Genomic DNA, 15,129 nt, shown 5'->3' with positions numbered 1-15,129 from the left:
CCTTTCACAACGGGGAATCGGTCGCGCGACGGCCCAACGCTTTCGCGCCCCTGTATAAAGCCACAAGGCGCGGTGCGGCGGCAACCTGTTTTCTCCCGTTATGCCCGCTGCCGGGCCCCCGGCCTCAGCCTCCGATCGCCGACATCGGCCGGGCCGGCTGCAGGAACGTGGGGTCGTTGATGCCGTGTCCGGGCAGCTTGGTGGCCACGGCGGCGGTCCAGCGGTCGGCGATCTCGTCGTCGGTGGCGCCGTCGCGCAGCAGGGACCGCAGGTCGGACTCCTCGCGGGCGAAGAGGCAGTTGCGGATCTGGCCGTCGGCGGTGAGCCGGACCCGGTCGCAGGCGCCGCAGAAGGGCCGCGTGACCGAGCCGATCACGCCTACCGTCGCGGGCCCGCCGTCGACATAGAACAGTTCGGCCGGGGCGCTGCCGCGGGTGGAGGCGTCGGCGGCTTCCAGGGTGAAGGCCGCGCTCAGCCGGTCCAGGATCTCGTCGGCGGTGATCATGGTGTCGCGCCGCCACCCGTGCTGGGCGTCGAGCGGCATCTGCTCGATGAAGCGGAGCTGGTAGCCGTGCTCGATGCAGTAGCGCAGCAGCTCCGGCGCTTCGTCGTCGTTGATGTCGCGCATGAGCACGGCATTGACCTTGACGGGGGTGAGCCCGGCGGCGGCCGCACCCGCCATGCCGTCCAGGACGTCACCGAGTCGGCGGCGGCGGGCGAGCTTCTCGAAGACCTCAGGGCGCAGCGTGTCTAGGGAGACGTTGACCCGGTCGAGCCCGGCCTCGGCGAGCGCGGGCGCCATGCGGTCCAGCCCGATGCCGTTGGTCGTGAGTGCGGTTCTGGGGCGCGGGCTGAGGGCGGTGGCCGCGGCGATAATGCCGGGCAGCCCGCGGCGGAGCAGCGGTTCGCCGCCGGTGAAGCGGACCTCTTCGATGCCCAGGATGGTGACGCCGATGCGGATCAGACGGTTGAGTTCGTCATCGGTGAGCAGCTCGGGTTTGGGCAGCCATTCCAGGCCTTCGGGGGGCATGCAGTAGGTGCACCGCAGGTTGCAACGGTCGGTGAGCGAGACTCGGAGATCGGTAGCCACTCTTCCGTAGGAATCGGTCAGCATGGGCGTCACCTCCCATTTCCGGTGGCAGTCCAGCTGCGGTCCGGTACGGATACGTGTCTGCGGGCGGGATGCCGTGCCGTGGCGCCCCGCCATGTGATCTCCAGCCTAGAAGACGGTGGAAACCGGGTTCGTCCGCCACGCCGCAGGATGAACAGCAACGAACATCAGCAATACCGACAATTACCCCATTTTCAGTTGAATCCACTCGTCGAGCCGCACAAAGAGGCGTCGTTCCCGTTCAGAGGATTCAGATCATGTGACAGCCGTCACCTCTCCGCGGAGGTGCGCGAGAGCGGGGCGGTGTCCCCGCTACCCTGCCGATGACATCGCGGTTGGGCGATGGACGGCGAATCCGGGACCGGGATCGAGGGGGCACGGTGATCAGTACCAGGGAGTGGCGGCTGCCGGGAGGGCCGAACGGATCGGGTCACCTGTCAGCGCGGGCCTGGGTGGCGACCGACGAGGAGCCCGACTGGCTGGCGGTGCTCGTCCACGGCTACGGCGAGCACATCGGACGCTACGAGCACGTGGCGCGCCACCAGTGCGGGCACGGCGCGGCCGTCTACGGTCTGGACCACCGCGGGCACGGCCACTCCTCGGGTGAGCGGGTGCTGATCGACGACTTCTCCGGGGTCGTAGAGGACGTGCACCGGGTGATCACCCAGGCCCGTACGGCCTACCGCTCCCTCCCGCTCGTCCTCATCGGACATTCCCTCGGCGGCATGATCGCGTCGCGCTACGCGCAGGTGCACCCCGCCGAGGTCGCCGGACTGGTGCTGTCCGGACCGGTCCTCGGCAGGTGGAACGTGCTGGAGGAACTGCTGCCGCTGGACGAGATCCCGCACACCCCCATCGATCCGGGCGCGCTCTCGCGCGATCCCGAAGTGGGCGCCGCCTACGCCGCCGACGAGCTGGTCTGGCACGGCCCGTTCAAGCGCCCCACCCTGCAGGCCATCGACACCGAGCTGAAGCTCATCGCCGCCGACGGCTGCGTCGGCACGATGCCGCTGCTGTGGTTGCACGGCTCCGACGACCGCGTGGTGCCCATCGACGGAACCCGGACCGGGATCGACGCCCTGGCCGGAAACGACGTGACGGCACGGATCTTCCCGGACGCCCGGCACGAGGTCTTCAACGAGACCAACCGGGGCGAGGTACTCGACGAGGTCGTGCGGTTCGCCCGGCGCTTCGCAGATCGCGGCTGAGACGCGACGGGTCGGTGACGGGCGCGCCGCCGACCCGCATCCGCCGAAGGCCGCGAGTGCTCGCCGGACTCCCGGGCCGTGCTCTGGGCGTTGGTGGGGGGCTGTCCTCCGGCAGCCGCCCGCAGCGACGCCGCCGGAGCTCACTCGCTGTACAGGCGCCCGATCTCGTCGACGTACTTGCTCTGGATCACCCGCCGCTTGAGCTTGAGCGAGGGGGTGAGCTCCTCGGTCTCCACGGTCCACTCCGTCGGCAGCAGGCACCACTTCTTCACCTGCTGGACCCGGGCCAACTTGCCGTTGGCCGCTTCCACGGCCCGGCCCACCTCCTCCAGCACGCGCGGGTGTGCGGCGAGCTCGGCCAGGTCGGCGGAGTCCACGCCCTGGGCCGCCGCCCACGTGGGGGCGGTATCGGGGTCCAGGGTCAGCAGGGCCACGGGGTAGGGGCGGCCGTCGCCGTAGGCCAGGGCCTGCCCGATCAGCGGGTGCGCCTTGAGCTGGTTCTCGATCGTGGCCGGCGCGATGTTCTCCCCGCCGGAGGTGATGATGAGCTCCTTCTTGCGGTCGACGACGTAGACGAATCCGTCGTCGTCGATGTGCCCGATGTCCCCCGTGTGCAGCCAGCCGTGGGCGTCGACGAGCGCGGCGGACTCCTCGGGGCGGTCGAGGTAGCCGCTGACGTTAACGGGGCCGCGCACCAGCAGCTCGCCGTCGGCGCCGGTGCTCAGCTCGATCCCGTCCTGGGGCCTGCCGACGCTTCCGAACCGGTAGGCGTCCTCGCGGTTGGCGGTGACGGCTCCGCAGTTCTCCGTCATCCCGTACACGTCCCGGATGAGCAGGCCCAGACCGGCGAAGAACCGCAGCGTGTCCGCGGGCATCGGGGCGGCCCCGACGATGCACGCGACGGCGCGGTCGAGCCCGATCAGCGCGCGGATGGGCTGGAGCACCTCCGCATCGACGCGGGCGAAGTGCTTCTCCAGCTCGGGGCTGCGGGTGCGGCCGTACTGGCCATCCTCGGCGTACGCGCGCGCCACCTCCGCCGCGGACTCCATCGCCCTGCGCTGCTCCTCCGGCGCCGCGGCGAGTGCGGCCGACAGCTTGGCCTGCAATTTCTCCCAGATCCTCGGGACACCGAACAGGCCGTGCGGCCGGACCAGGCCCAGAAACTCGCCCAGGCGCAGGACGTCGGGGCAGAAGTGGATGTGGCCGGCGAGGGTGATCGGCAGGTAGGCGCTGAGAATCCGTTCGGCGATGTGCGCCATGGACAGGTAGGACAGCGAGGCCCCGCCGTGCGGCAGTCCACTGGTCCGCTGGGTGATGGTGACTTGGTACAGGACCTGGCGGTGGGTCTCGAAGACGCCCTTGGGGTTGCCGGTGGTGCCGGAGGTGTAGAGGAGGGTGGCGTTGCTCTGGGGTGTCACAGCGGCGGTCCGGGCTTCGACGGTGGCGGGGTCGGCCGCGTACGCGCGCCGCCCGGTCGCGGTGAACTCCGCCCAGGACACGAACTCCGGTTCGCCCTCGGACCGGGTCTCCGGCACCGCCGAGGCATCGAAGAGCACCACCGTGCGCAGGCGGGGCAGACGCGCCAGCCCCGGTCTCCAGCGGGCGAGTTCGTCCGCGCCGTCGAGGACGGCGACCTTGGCGCCGCAATCGGCCGCGACGAACTCGATCTGCTCGGCGGAGAACGTGGAATAGACGCTGAACGGGACCGCTCCGGCGTGCACGGCGCCCATGTCGGCGATCAGGTGCTCGGAGCGGTTCGGCATCATCAGGGCGACGACGTCGCCCGGGTCGACGCCGGTGTCGGTGTAGGCGGCGGCCAGTTCCAGTGCGGCCTGGCGGTACTCCCCCCAGGTGAGGGTGGTCCATCCATCGCCCACCCGGTCGGAGAGAGCCGGCAGGCCGCCGTGCTCCGTGGCGGTCCGGTGGAGCAGGTCCACCAGGGTGAGGCCCTCGATCTCGGCTTCGACGCTCTTGCGCGCCCGCAGGACGTCCGTCTGCTCCATCACTCGCACTCCTATGCGTGATGTGTGGCCTGGCTCACCCCCGGTGGCCAATCGCACCACGCTCGCGCCCACGCGGCAAGACGCGGGCGCCGGGTTTCGGTGGCGCGCCGCGTTTCCCACCGCCTCTCGTGAGCGGCGGCGCGCCGCCGCTCACGCGTTCTCCGCCGTCGGCTCGCTCTGCCGGCGCCGCCGAGGACGCACCGTGGCCGATTCCGGTCACACGAACAGGTCCCGATTCAGCGGGACCGGCCGCGCCACGGTGTCGGCGTAGGCGTCGGCAAGCCGGTCGACCGCGTCGACGAGCACGTCGGGCGGTTGGGTGTAGGAGAAGCGCATGAAGCGCTCCAGCGTGCCCTCGCCCCCGAAAACGGGTCCGGGAGCCGAGTGCACGCCGTGGCGTACCGCGTTCTCGCGCAGCACCGTGGCCACGGGCATCGGAAGCTCGGCCCACAGCACCAGGCCCCCGCTGGGCGGGGTGAACCGCCAGTCGGGCAGACGGTCGCGCAGTGCCGCGATCAGCGCGTCGCGGTTCCTGCGGAGCCCGCTGCTGCGCTCGGCCCGGATCCGCATGACGTCGGAGAGCAGGTGGGTGACGATCAGCTGGTCGAGGACGGGGCTGGACAGGTCGCCGCGCTGCCGCACCGCCATGAGCCGGGAGACCATCGGCGGGGTGGTCCGTATCCAGCCGATGCGAAGCCCTCCCCACAGCAGTTTCGCCGCGGAGCCGAGGGTGAAGACGCGGCCGTCGGTGTCGTGCGCGGCGACGGGGGCCGGCTGGTCGCCGGAGTCGATGGCGAGTTCGGCGACGCTCTCGTCGATGATCAGCGAGGTTCCGGAACGGCGCGCCTCGGTGACCACGGCGGCCCGCTCGTCGTCGTCCATGAGCGCGCCGGTGGGGTTGTGGAAGTCGGGGATGAGGAAGGCCATCCGCGGTTTGGTGGCGCGGAAGGCGTCGACGACGTACTCCATGTCCCAGCCGCGGGGCGTCACCCCGACGGTGCGCACCCGCGCCCCGTGGCGGCGCGCGATGTCGAGGGCGTGCGGGTAGGTCGGCGACTCCGCCAGGAACCCGTCGCCGGGTTCCATCAGCAGGTCCATGAGGAGCGCCAGGCCGTGCTGGGCCCCGTTGGTCACGAAAATCTGCTCGGGCGTGGTGGGCAGGCCGCGCTCGACGTAGCGGCGGGCGATGGCATGACGCAGCTCGGGCAGGCCGTGCGGGCTGTACCCGAGCCCGCCGACGTGGGCGTCGAGCTGGCCGACGGCCAGCCGGGCGGCGTCGCGCAGCCCGTCGATGGCCGAGGGGGCCGCGACTCCCAGATCGATGTGCTCAGCGTCCGGAACGATCGATCCCCCGCGTCCGGCGCCGGTTCCCACGTCGGGCAGCACGGTCCAGCTGCCCGACCCCTGGCGGCTGTCCAGGAACCCGTTCTCGCGCAGCCACCCGTAGGCGGCGGTGACGGTGGTGCGGCTCAGCTTGAGCGCGGTCGCGAGGTCGCGCTCGGCGGGCAGCCGCGTGTGGGTGGGAATCCGGCCGTCCAGGATGAGACCGCTGATCGATCTCCCCACGGCGATGTAGTAGGGGCGCTCGTACGCACTTCGCCCGATCAGACGGGCCAGGAGCTGTCCGTTGATCCTTCGTTCGCCGACCGGCATGGCACCACTTTCCCCCGATTGGCTCTGCACTGGTCGCAGCCGTATCAGGCCATTCTTACCTCGCTGTCACAGCGCGCTACACCGATATAGGCAGTACCTGAGCAGTTGTCCGCGTTCCTCCGCCACTTCCGTCCCACTGACACCACAGCGCTCGTCGGCCCCACATCCCCCGTGTCTCCGTCACTGCGGCCCTCGACACGAGTGACCGGCGGCAGGGCGCTCGGCCGCCTCGTGCTGACTCCACCGACCGGCCTGTTCTGGTCAGGCCAATCTGCGGTTAACGGTTCTCCCGGGGAGGGGGTCTTAATGCGAGAATTGAAGAACCGACGGGGACGGAGGGGTGCGAATGGCTACGGTGGGCGACGACAAGGATCCGACACGCGGAGGCAGTGATATGACCACAGCTCCTGGTGTCGAGCGGTCAGCGGCGGCGTCCCCACCATCGGAATCGGAGGGTGTCACATGGCCAGTGCCCCCTCCGGAGGGCTACACCGCCGACGACCTCGACCGGATTCCGGATCTCCCCCCACACACCGAGCTCATCGACGGGAGCCTCGTATTCGTGAGTCCACAGATGCTCTTCCACATGCAGGTCGTGGACTTGCTGAAGGACAAGCTTCGACGCCAGGCCCCAACCCGCCTCCGTGTCCGCCGCGAGATGACCGTGACGCTGGGAAAGCGCCAGCGCCCCGAGCCGGATGTGCTGGTGGTGAGGAAGGACGCAGCGGAGGACGAAGGCGCGGCGACCTCCGACTACCTTCGCGAGGCAGTGGAACTCGCCGTTGAGGTCGTCTCACCGGAGTCCGAGGAGCGCGACCGGGAGCGCAAGCCGCAGCTCTACGCCAAGGCAGGGATCCCCCACTTCTGGCGCGTCGAGAACGACGGGGGGATGCCGGTGGTCTACGTTTACGAATTGGACCCAGCCACTCAGGCCTATGTCGCGACCGGAATCTACCGTGACCGGCTGAAGCTCACGGTGCCGTTCGACATCGACATCGACCTCGCGGAGATGGACGAGTACTGATCGCCGACCGCCTTCTCCCGCCCGCGATCGGTCCCCGCAACCTCCGACGGCAGCGTCGGAGGCATCTGATCACGCACGGGTAACGTCTGCGGGAATCTTTCGGGGACGAACCCCTTAACTCCCCCACATTTGCGCTCTGTTCCCTCCAGTCCAGGATCAACAGCGGGTAGCGTGACGTTAAAGCCACACGAATCCGTGACCATGGCCAGGGCGCGGCGCCGCGACATCAGCCGCCCCCGTAACAACGTTCCGGGCATAGGGAACACAGGCCCTGGGCCTGTTCAGGGGATGACCACGGGGCTGACCGGAGTTGGATACGGTACGTCCGCGAGAACGTGATCTTGGATACTCAGGGGGTGAAGCCGCGTGTCCGGCTGGATTGAAGACTACGCGCTGATCGGCGACATGGAGACCGCTGCGCTGGTCGGGCGCGACGGCTCTATCGACTGGCTGTGCCTCCCCCACTTCGATTCACCCGCGTGCTTCGCCGGCATCCTGGGCGACGAGCAGAACGGCAACTGGTGGATCCGCCCCGCCAGCGGAGCCACCCACGCCACCCGCCGCCGCTACCGGCACGAGACGCTCATCCTGGAGAGCGACTGGGACACACCCGAGGGCAGCGTCCGGGTCATCGACTTCATGCCGCCGCGCGGCGGCGCCCCGCACATCGTGCGCATCGTCGTCGGGCTGCGCGGCAGCGTCCGGATGAGTACCGCGCTGCGCCTCCGCTTCGACTACGGCAACGTCGTGCCGTGGATCCGCCGCAGCGGCACCGAAATGGTGGCGGTCGCGGGCCCCGACTCCGTCTGGCTCAGCTCACCGATCCCGATGGAGGGCCACAACTTCTCCCACGACACCACCTTCACCATCAGCGAGGGCCAGCGCGTCCCCTTCGTCATGACCTGGCACCCGTCGCACATCGAGGAATCGGATCACCTCGACGCCGAGAAGGCGCTGTCCCGCACCGAGCGCTTCTGGCACAGGTGGGTGGAGCAGTGCCGCTACGAGGGCGACTACCGCGACACCGTGGTGCGCTCCCTCATCACCCTCAAGGCGCTGACCTACCGCCCCACCGGCGGCATCGTCGCCGCCCCCACCACCTCACTGCCCGAGGAGATCGGCGGCGTGCGCAACTGGGACTACCGCTACTGCTGGCTGCGCGACGCCACGATCACTCTGGAGGCGCTGATCCGCAGCGGCTACCACGACGAGGCGCGCGCCTGGCGCGAGTGGCTGGTGCGCGCGGTGGCCGGAGAACCCCAGCACATGCAGATCATGTACGGCGTGCGTGGGGAGCGGCGCCTCGCCGAGTGGGAGGCCGAGTGGCTGCCCGGTTATGAGAGCTCGCGTCCGGTCCGCATCGGCAACGCCGCCGTCGGCCAGTACCAGCTCGACGTCTACGGCGAGGTCATGGACGTGCTGCACCTCGCCCGCACCTCGGGGCTGCACGGCGGGGAGCACGTGTGGGGCCTGCAGCGGTCACTGGTGAACTACCTGGAGTGGTGCTGGGACGAACCGGACGAGGGCCTGTGGGAGGTCCGCGGCCCGCGCCAGCACTTCGTGCACTCCAAGGTGATGGCCTGGGTGGCCGCCGACCGCGCCGTCCGGGCGATCGAGGAGTTCGGCAAGGAGGGCCCGATCGAGCGGTGGAAGGCACTGCGCGACACCATCCACGCCGAGGTGTGCGAGTACGGCTACGACGCGCGGCGCAACACGTTCACCCAGTACTACGGCAGCAAGGAGCTCGACGCCGCCTTGCTGCTGCTGCCGGAAGTGGGCTTCCTCCCCTACAGTGACCCCCGCATCGTCGGCACCATCGAGGCCATCCGCGACGACCTGATGATCGACGGCTTCGTGATGCGCTACCGCACCGACCGCGAGGACGCCGCCGACAAGCTCCCCGGCGAGGAGGGCGCGTTTCTGGCCTGCAGCTTCTGGATGGCCAACGCCCTGCTGTCGATCGGCCGGGAGAAGGAGGCGCGCGACCTCTTCGAGCGGCTGCTGTCGCTGCGCAACGACGTCGGGCTGCTCGCCGAGGAGTTCGACCCCAAGCAGGGGCGCCAGGTCGGCAACTTCCCGCAGGCGTTCAGCCACGTGCCCCTGGTCACGACCGCGCTCAACCTCTCCCACCACGACGGCCACCGCCGCGGCGGGAACTGACGCGGCTCGGCGGGGCGCGGCGGGATGAGCGCGCCCCGGCCGGAGCCCACCGACCACCGCTCCCCCATCACCCCGGACCGGGGTGGGGATGGACTCGTGCCAGTGGGTAGGAGAGCCCCATGCAGAGCCTCGCCGTGCAAGGGTGGGAGCAGCTGGTGGCGCTGCTCCTGGCACTCGTGCTGTGCAGCCTGATCGGCCTGGAGCGCCAGCTCCGGCAGAAGAGCGCGGGGCTGCGCACCCACACCCTCGTCGGGCTCGGCGCCGCACTGTTCGTCATCGTGAGCAAGTACGGCTTCGGGGACGTGCTCGACCCACCGGGTGTGGTACTCGACCCCTCCCGTGTCGCGGCCCAGATCGTCTCGGGTGTCGGCTTCATCGGCGCCGGTCTTGTCTTCGTTCGGCGCGACATCGTGCGCGGGCTGACCACGGCCGCCGCCGTGTGGTTGTCGGCGGCTGTCGGCACGGCGGCCGGGGCCGGGCTGTGGCTCGTCGCGGTCGCCGTCACCGCCGCGTACTTCGTGGTGGCCTTCTGCTACCCGCTGATCCTCGACCGGCTCGCCCGGGGCAAACCGGCCACCGCCCTCATCCAGGTCGGCTACGAGGACGGACGGGGCATCCTGCGCTCGATCGTCACCCAGGCCACCCGCAGCGGCTTCGTCATCGAGGAGGTGCGGAGCCAGCGCGCCGAGTCGAGCCGCCCCGGCCCGGCGCAGATCGACCTGGCCCTGCGGGTCCAGGGCAAGGGCGATGTCAACGAGCTGGCGGCCGACCTGTCGGACATCCCCGGAGTGCACCGCGTGGACGTGGGGCCGGACGAGGAGAACGAGAAGGAGTAGCGGGAGCAGCGCCCGCGTTCCGGTCCACCCTCATCAAGAAACTTCGCCGAACATATTGCGGAGCCGATGGTGTGGCCTGTGTTAATGGTCTGGGCTGCGGGGAGAGTCAGCACATCTCAGCTTCCCATCGAGAAGCCGTCGCAGACGATCGACATCCTCCCCTGCCCGCAGTCCGCGTTTGGGGAGCACGGCGACGCAGTCAGCCCCGAGGAGACCGCCGAGTAGGACGAACTGGTCGATCGTCTCCACGTACTCGGTGTACGAGCCCCACGTGAACGTCACGGTCGAGGCGCGGGACTCACAGCGGAGTCCTCCGTTGTCGGCCACCGTGCGCACTTCGCCCTCGGGTTCCAGGGCCTGGTACATGGCGCGCAGGTGTATGCCGCGCAGCGCCCACGGCACGAGCACGAACAGGGCGCCGCCGACGCCGCCGATAATAGGCACCAGCACGGCTGGGTAGTCGAAGATGACGGCGGCCAGGATAAGCGCGGCGGTCATCGCCCATGTCGCCAAAGCTCCCCCCAGGGCGTACCGTCTGACCCCGGTCACCCGGTCCCGCGCCCGCATCGCCTCGCGGAGGTCCCTCTTCGTCGGCCGATAGACCAGTTCGATCGGTTCCGCTTCGGTCCGCTGCTCGCTCATGTTCCCTTCCCGCCGACGCCGCCTCGGCACGTCTCGTTCGGTGATCGGGCTAAGGAAGACGGTGGCGCTTTTTCGGCCTCGACGCCACTGTCGCCTCTGCCCATGTGTGATCAACTTTGCCGCTCGATGATCTCGGCTTGGCCACTGTCGCTGACCAGGAACGCATCGCCTCCGCGCCCGGTGCGCCGCGGACGACAGTGCGACGATGAAGACAGCGCACTGCTGACGCGTCGGCTCGGCCCACGCCCGACGTGCAGCGCGCGGGGCACGGGGCACGGGGCACCGGGCACCGGGCACGGCGTGCTTCGTGCCGCTGGCGTGACGGGCACGGATACGAAAGGTAGGCAGAGGTTCCTTGGTGCGACCGCCCTCGACCTCGCTGCTGAGCGGGTGTGGGGCGGGTCACCCGTCCCACACAGCGAACACGGCGTAGCTGTCGCCGCTCACCGCTAGGGTTCTGAACCATGTCCGGACGACCTTTGAACGAGATCATGGATGACGGCTGGGCCAAGGCCCTGGAGCCGGTGGCCGGCCGTATCTCCGAGATGGGCGAGTTCCTCCGCAAGGAGGTCGCCGAGGGACGCACCTACCTGCCCTCCGGAGAGAACGTGCTGCGGGCGTTCCAGCAGCCCTTCGATGACGTGCGGGTGCTGCTGGTGGGCCAGGACCCCTACCCCACCCCCGGGCACGCCATCGGGCTGAGCTTCGCCGTCGCTCCCGACGTGAAGCTTCCGGGGAGCCTGCGCAACATCTACAAGGAGTACATGGACGACCTGGGCCTGCCCAAGCCGTCCAACGGTGACCTCACCCCGTGGACCAAGCAGGGGGTGCTGCTGCTCAACCGCGCCCTGACGGTGATGCCGGGCAAGCCCGCCTCGCACCGGGGCAAGGGCTGGGAAGAGGTGACCGAACAGGCGATCCGCGCGCTGGCGGAGCGCGGAAAACCGCTGGTGGCGATCCTGTGGGGCCGCGACGCCCGCAACCTGCGTCCCCTCATGCCGGGCGTGCCCTGCGTCGAGGCGCCGCACCCGAGCCCGATGTCGGCGAAGTACGGCTTCTTCGGCTCCCGCCCCTTCAGCAAGGCGAACGCCCTTCTCCAGGAACAGGGCGCCGAGGCGGTCGACTGGAGGCTTCCCTAGGACCTCACTCCTGGTGCGTTGCGACGGCTCGCAGGAGCAGGGGGAAGAACTGCCGCTCCAGTTCACCCGCGGGCAGGGCGTCGGGTTCCACGAGTGATTGCAGGATCCCACCTTCCCGGACCGCGATAGCGAGCCGCGCCACGAGTTCCAAATCGACCTGCGGCTGGACGCCCATGCGCCGGAACAGCAGTTCGAGCAGCCGTACGATCCCAGCGCGCACCTCCGCCTCGTACTGCGCCAGTCGGGCGGCGGTCTCCGGAGCGCGCGCGGCGAGCAGGGAGAACTCGGTCGAGACCAGCTGCCATCTGCGCTCGGCGGGCGCCTGCGCGCCGGCCCACTCGGCCAGCGCCGCGACCGGATCCGCGGCGTTCTCCGCCCGGGTCACGGCTTCGGCCAGCCCGTCGAGTGTCTGCTGGCTGTGCCGGTCGAACAGGGCCAGGAACAGTTCTTCCTTGCTGGTGAAATTGGAATAGAACGCGCCGCGGGTGTAGCCCGCGCGGTCGCAGATCTCCTCGATGGAGGCGCCGTAGAAGCTGCGTTCCGCGAAGACCTCTAGGGCCGCGTCCAGCAGCTTGGCCAGCGTCCGCGGACGCCGCTTCGTGGACCCCTTGGGCACCGGTTCCCCCTGCTGGTCGGCACGTTGACTTCCGCGAGTTCCGCAACCATCTTTCATACGCGATCGTATCCGATGCGCTGCTGTATCCAAGCGCTCGGCGGCAGTCCGCCCGTGGGCCCCGTCGCCCCTGCCGCCGCGACACACCTCGATGTGATACAGGACACCCTTACTGGCGCATCCGTGTGATCGAGAATACAGTGGTGTATCCGATTCATTCATGCATCTTTCCGATGCGGGGGCGGAGATGAGCACGTCAGGAGCTAAAGCTGCCCTGGTGACCGGTGCGTCGTCGGGGATTGGGCGCGCGACCGCCGCCCTCCTGGCCGAGCGGGGCTACCGGGTGCTGGGGACCTGTCGGGATCCGGAGAGCCTGCGCGCCGACCAGCAGGTGCCGGAGGTGCGCTACCTCCCCCTGGACCTCACCGACCCGGACAGCGTGGCGCGCTGCGCGGACCGCGCCGGCGTCGTCGATGTGCTGGTGAACAACGCCGGCCAGAGTCAGCTCGCCCCCTTCGAGGAGCTGCCGCCGGCGGTCCTGGAGCAGCAGTTCGCGTCCAACGTGCTCGGTCCGGTCCGGCTCACGCAACTACTGCTGCCGGGAATGCGCGAGCAGGGGTACGGGCGGGTGGTCATGGTGGGCTCGATGCAGGCGAGCTTCCCGCTGGCCTTCCGCTCCAGCTACGTTGCATCGAAGGCGGCGCTGAAGGGATTCGCCCTCGCGGCCCGCAAGGAGCTCGAACCGTTCGGCGTGGCCTGCACTGTGGTCGAGCCGGGGCAGATCAACACCGGTATCAGTTCCCGCCGCGACCGCTTCATCGCTGACCCCTCCCCCTACGCCGACCGCTATTTCCGGGTTTCGGCGATGCTGGATGCCGGTGAGGCCACCGGAACCCCGCCCTCCAGGGTCGCCCAGACGATCGTGCAGGCCGTCGAGGCGCGGAAGCCGAAGCCGCTCTACGCCGTCGGCAGCAACGCGCCCCTCATCTTCGCTCTGCGGCGGCTGCTGCCGCGGCAGACTGTCGAGCGGCTGGTCTCCCGCCGCTTCGGGCTCTAGAGAACATCGGTCGAACGGGGGCAGCACGATGGATGCGGACGTGATCGTGGTCGGTGCGGGCCTGGCTGGCCTGGTGGCCACTTACGAGCTCGTGCGGGCCGGGCGCACAGTGCTCGTCGTGGAGCAGGAGAGCGCCGACAACCTGGGCGGGCAGGCGTTCTGGTCACTGGGCGGGCTGTTCTTCGTCGACAGTCCGGCGCAGCGGCGCCTGGGGATCAACGACTCCTACGAGCTGGCGCTTCAGGACTGGTTCGACTCGGCCCGCTTCGATCGGGAGCGCGACGACCACTGGCCGCGGCAATGGGCCCGCGCTTACGTCGCGTTCGCGGCTGGGGAGAAGTGGGAGTATCTGCACGACCTCGGGCTGCGAGTCCTGCCCACCGTGGGGTGGGCCGAGCGGGGCAGCGGCACCGCGTCCGGCCACGGCAACTCCGTCCCGCGTTTCCATATGACCTGGGGAACCGGGCCCGAAGTGGTCCGCGTGTTCGCCGACCGCGTCCTGGAGGCGGCGCGTGCCGGCCGGGTCGTGTTCCGGTACCGCCACCAGGTGGACGAGGTGCTGGTGGCCGACGGCAGCACCCAGGGGGTCCGCGGGACCATCCTGGAGCCGTCGACGGCCTCCCGGGGTGTGCGGTCCTCGCGCACACCCGCGGGCGACTTCGAGTTCCGCGCCCAGGCGGTGGTGGTCACCTCGGGCGGCATCGGCGGAAACCCCGAACTCGTCGAGAAGAACTGGCCCAGCTCGCTCGGCAGGCCGCCGGAGCCCATGCTCACCGGTGTTCCCGCCCACGTCGACGGGCGGATGCTGGCGATCACCGAAGCCGCCGGCGGCAACATCGTCAACAGCGACCGCATGTGGCACTACACCGAGGGCATCGCCAACTGGAACCCGATCTGGCCGAACCACGCGATCAGGATCATCCCCGGGCCGTCATCGCTGTGGCTGGACGCCACCGGTCACCGGCTCCCGGCCCCGTACTTCCCCGGCTTCGACACGCTGGGCACGTTCCGGCACATCCTCGGCACCGGATACGGCCACACGTGGTACGTATTGAACCGGTCGATCATCGAGAAGGAGTTCGCGCTCTCCGGCTCCGAGCAGAACCCCGACTTCACGAGCAAGAGCCTCACGGCGTCGCTGGGCCGCGCGGGCGGGGGCGTTCCCGGACCGATCCGGGCGTTCCTGCGGCACGGTGAGGACTTCGTGGTCCGCGACAGTCTCCGGGAGCTGGTCGAGGGGATGAACGCCGTCACCGGAACACCGCTGCTGGACCACGAGCAGGTCAAGCGGGAGGTGGTCGCACGTGATCACCAGTTCGGCAACAGCTACGGCAAGGACCTGCAGATCGCCGCCATCCACACGGCACGGCGGTTCCTCAGCGACCGCCTGGTCCGCATCGCGAAGCCGCACCGGATCCTCGATCCTCGGCACGGGCCCCTGATCGCGGTGCGGTTGCGGCTGCTCACCCGCAAGACCCTGGGTGGTGTGGAGACCAATCTCGACTCCCAGGTCGTCCGTCCCGACGGCAGCCCCTTCGACGGCCTGTTCGCAGCGGGCGAGGCCGCCGGGTTCGGCGGCGGCGGGGTCCACGGCTATAACGCCCTGGAAGGGACCTTCCTGGGCGGCTGCATCTTCTCCGGTCGAACCGCCGGCCGCGCCATCGCGCGCGATCTCGGCTGAAC

Annotated in this window: 12 protein-coding genes; 7 read left to right on the top strand and 5 right to left on the bottom strand. The window is 69.7% G+C overall.

Annotated features, from left to right (window positions below; all coding sequences use genetic code 11):
* Positions 1 to 124: 124 nt before the first annotated feature.
* A complete protein-coding gene (moaA, locus tag ABD259_RS07370; protein ID WP_344106692.1) occupies positions 125 to 1,114 on the bottom strand; it encodes a GTP 3',8-cyclase MoaA in 990 nt (329 codons plus the stop codon).
* A 377-nt stretch (positions 1,115 to 1,491) separates the two neighbouring features.
* On the opposite strand from moaA, the gene ABD259_RS07365 reads away from it, so the two are divergent.
* Positions 1,492 to 2,319: an alpha/beta hydrolase gene (locus tag ABD259_RS07365; RefSeq protein WP_344106694.1), complete on the top strand. Its 828-nt coding sequence runs from the start codon at positions 1,492 to 1,494 to the stop codon at positions 2,317 to 2,319.
* A gap of 140 nt (positions 2,320 to 2,459) precedes the next feature.
* On the opposite strand, the gene ABD259_RS07360 is transcribed toward ABD259_RS07365, so the two are convergent.
* Complete coding sequence (locus tag ABD259_RS07360) at positions 2,460 to 4,322, bottom strand: AMP-dependent synthetase/ligase (RefSeq protein WP_344161119.1); 1,863 nt, start codon at positions 4,320 to 4,322, stop codon at positions 2,460 to 2,462.
* Between the two features lie 216 nt (positions 4,323 to 4,538).
* On the bottom strand, positions 4,539 to 5,975 hold the full coding sequence (gene yczR, locus ABD259_RS07355; protein WP_344106695.1) for a MocR-like transcription factor YczR: 1,437 nt from the start codon (positions 5,973 to 5,975) through the stop codon (positions 4,539 to 4,541).
* A gap of 346 nt (positions 5,976 to 6,321) precedes the next feature.
* On the opposite strand from yczR, the gene ABD259_RS07350 reads away from it, so the two are divergent.
* From ABD259_RS07350 to ABD259_RS07340, 3 genes are all read left to right on the top strand, one after another.
* A complete protein-coding gene (locus ABD259_RS07350) occupies positions 6,322 to 6,999 on the top strand; it encodes a Uma2 family endonuclease (protein WP_344106696.1) in 678 nt (225 codons plus the stop codon).
* A 366-nt stretch (positions 7,000 to 7,365) separates the two neighbouring features.
* Positions 7,366 to 9,159 (top strand): glycoside hydrolase family 15 protein, encoded by a 1,794-nt coding sequence (locus ABD259_RS07345; protein ID WP_344161116.1) that lies wholly within the window; start codon positions 7,366 to 7,368, stop codon positions 9,157 to 9,159.
* Positions 9,160 to 9,278: 119 nt separating this feature from the next.
* Positions 9,279 to 9,995 (top strand): MgtC/SapB family protein, encoded by a 717-nt coding sequence (locus tag ABD259_RS07340; protein WP_344161113.1) that lies wholly within the window; start codon positions 9,279 to 9,281, stop codon positions 9,993 to 9,995.
* Positions 9,996 to 10,076: 81 nt separating this feature from the next.
* On the opposite strand, the gene ABD259_RS07335 is transcribed toward ABD259_RS07340, so the two are convergent.
* Entirely contained in the window at positions 10,077 to 10,637 is a 561-nt protein-coding gene (locus ABD259_RS07335) for a YcxB family protein (protein ID WP_344106699.1), read from the bottom strand.
* A gap of 464 nt (positions 10,638 to 11,101) precedes the next feature.
* On the opposite strand from ABD259_RS07335, the gene ABD259_RS07330 reads away from it, so the two are divergent.
* Complete coding sequence (locus ABD259_RS07330) at positions 11,102 to 11,776, top strand: uracil-DNA glycosylase (protein WP_344161110.1); 675 nt, start codon at positions 11,102 to 11,104, stop codon at positions 11,774 to 11,776.
* 4 nt (positions 11,777 to 11,780) lie between these two features.
* Here the strand turns inward: ABD259_RS07330 and ABD259_RS07325 are convergent, their stop codons facing one another.
* Positions 11,781 to 12,392 carry a TetR/AcrR family transcriptional regulator gene (locus ABD259_RS07325; RefSeq protein WP_344161107.1) on the bottom strand — a complete coding sequence of 204 codons (612 nt, stop codon included), beginning with the start codon at positions 12,390 to 12,392 and terminating at the stop codon, positions 11,781 to 11,783.
* 244 nt (positions 12,393 to 12,636) lie between these two features.
* Here ABD259_RS07325 and ABD259_RS07320 point away from each other — a divergent pair, with 244 nt between their 5' ends.
* Entirely contained in the window at positions 12,637 to 13,446 is an 810-nt protein-coding gene (locus tag ABD259_RS07320) for an SDR family oxidoreductase (protein ID WP_412759442.1), read from the top strand.
* A gap of 28 nt (positions 13,447 to 13,474) precedes the next feature.
* The gene (locus tag ABD259_RS07315) at positions 13,475 to 15,127 is read left to right on the top strand and encodes an FAD-binding dehydrogenase (RefSeq protein ID WP_344161104.1); all 1,653 of its coding nucleotides are present in this window, start codon (positions 13,475 to 13,477) and stop codon (positions 15,125 to 15,127) included.
* The last annotated feature ends 2 nt before the right edge of the window (positions 15,128 to 15,129 follow it).

The sequence above is a fragment of the Nocardiopsis rhodophaea genome (assembly GCF_039530945.1).
GTDB classification, from domain to species: Bacteria; Actinomycetota; Actinomycetes; order Streptosporangiales; family Streptosporangiaceae; genus Nocardiopsis_C; species Nocardiopsis_C rhodophaea.
This window is presented reverse-complemented; position numbering and strand designations above follow the sequence as displayed.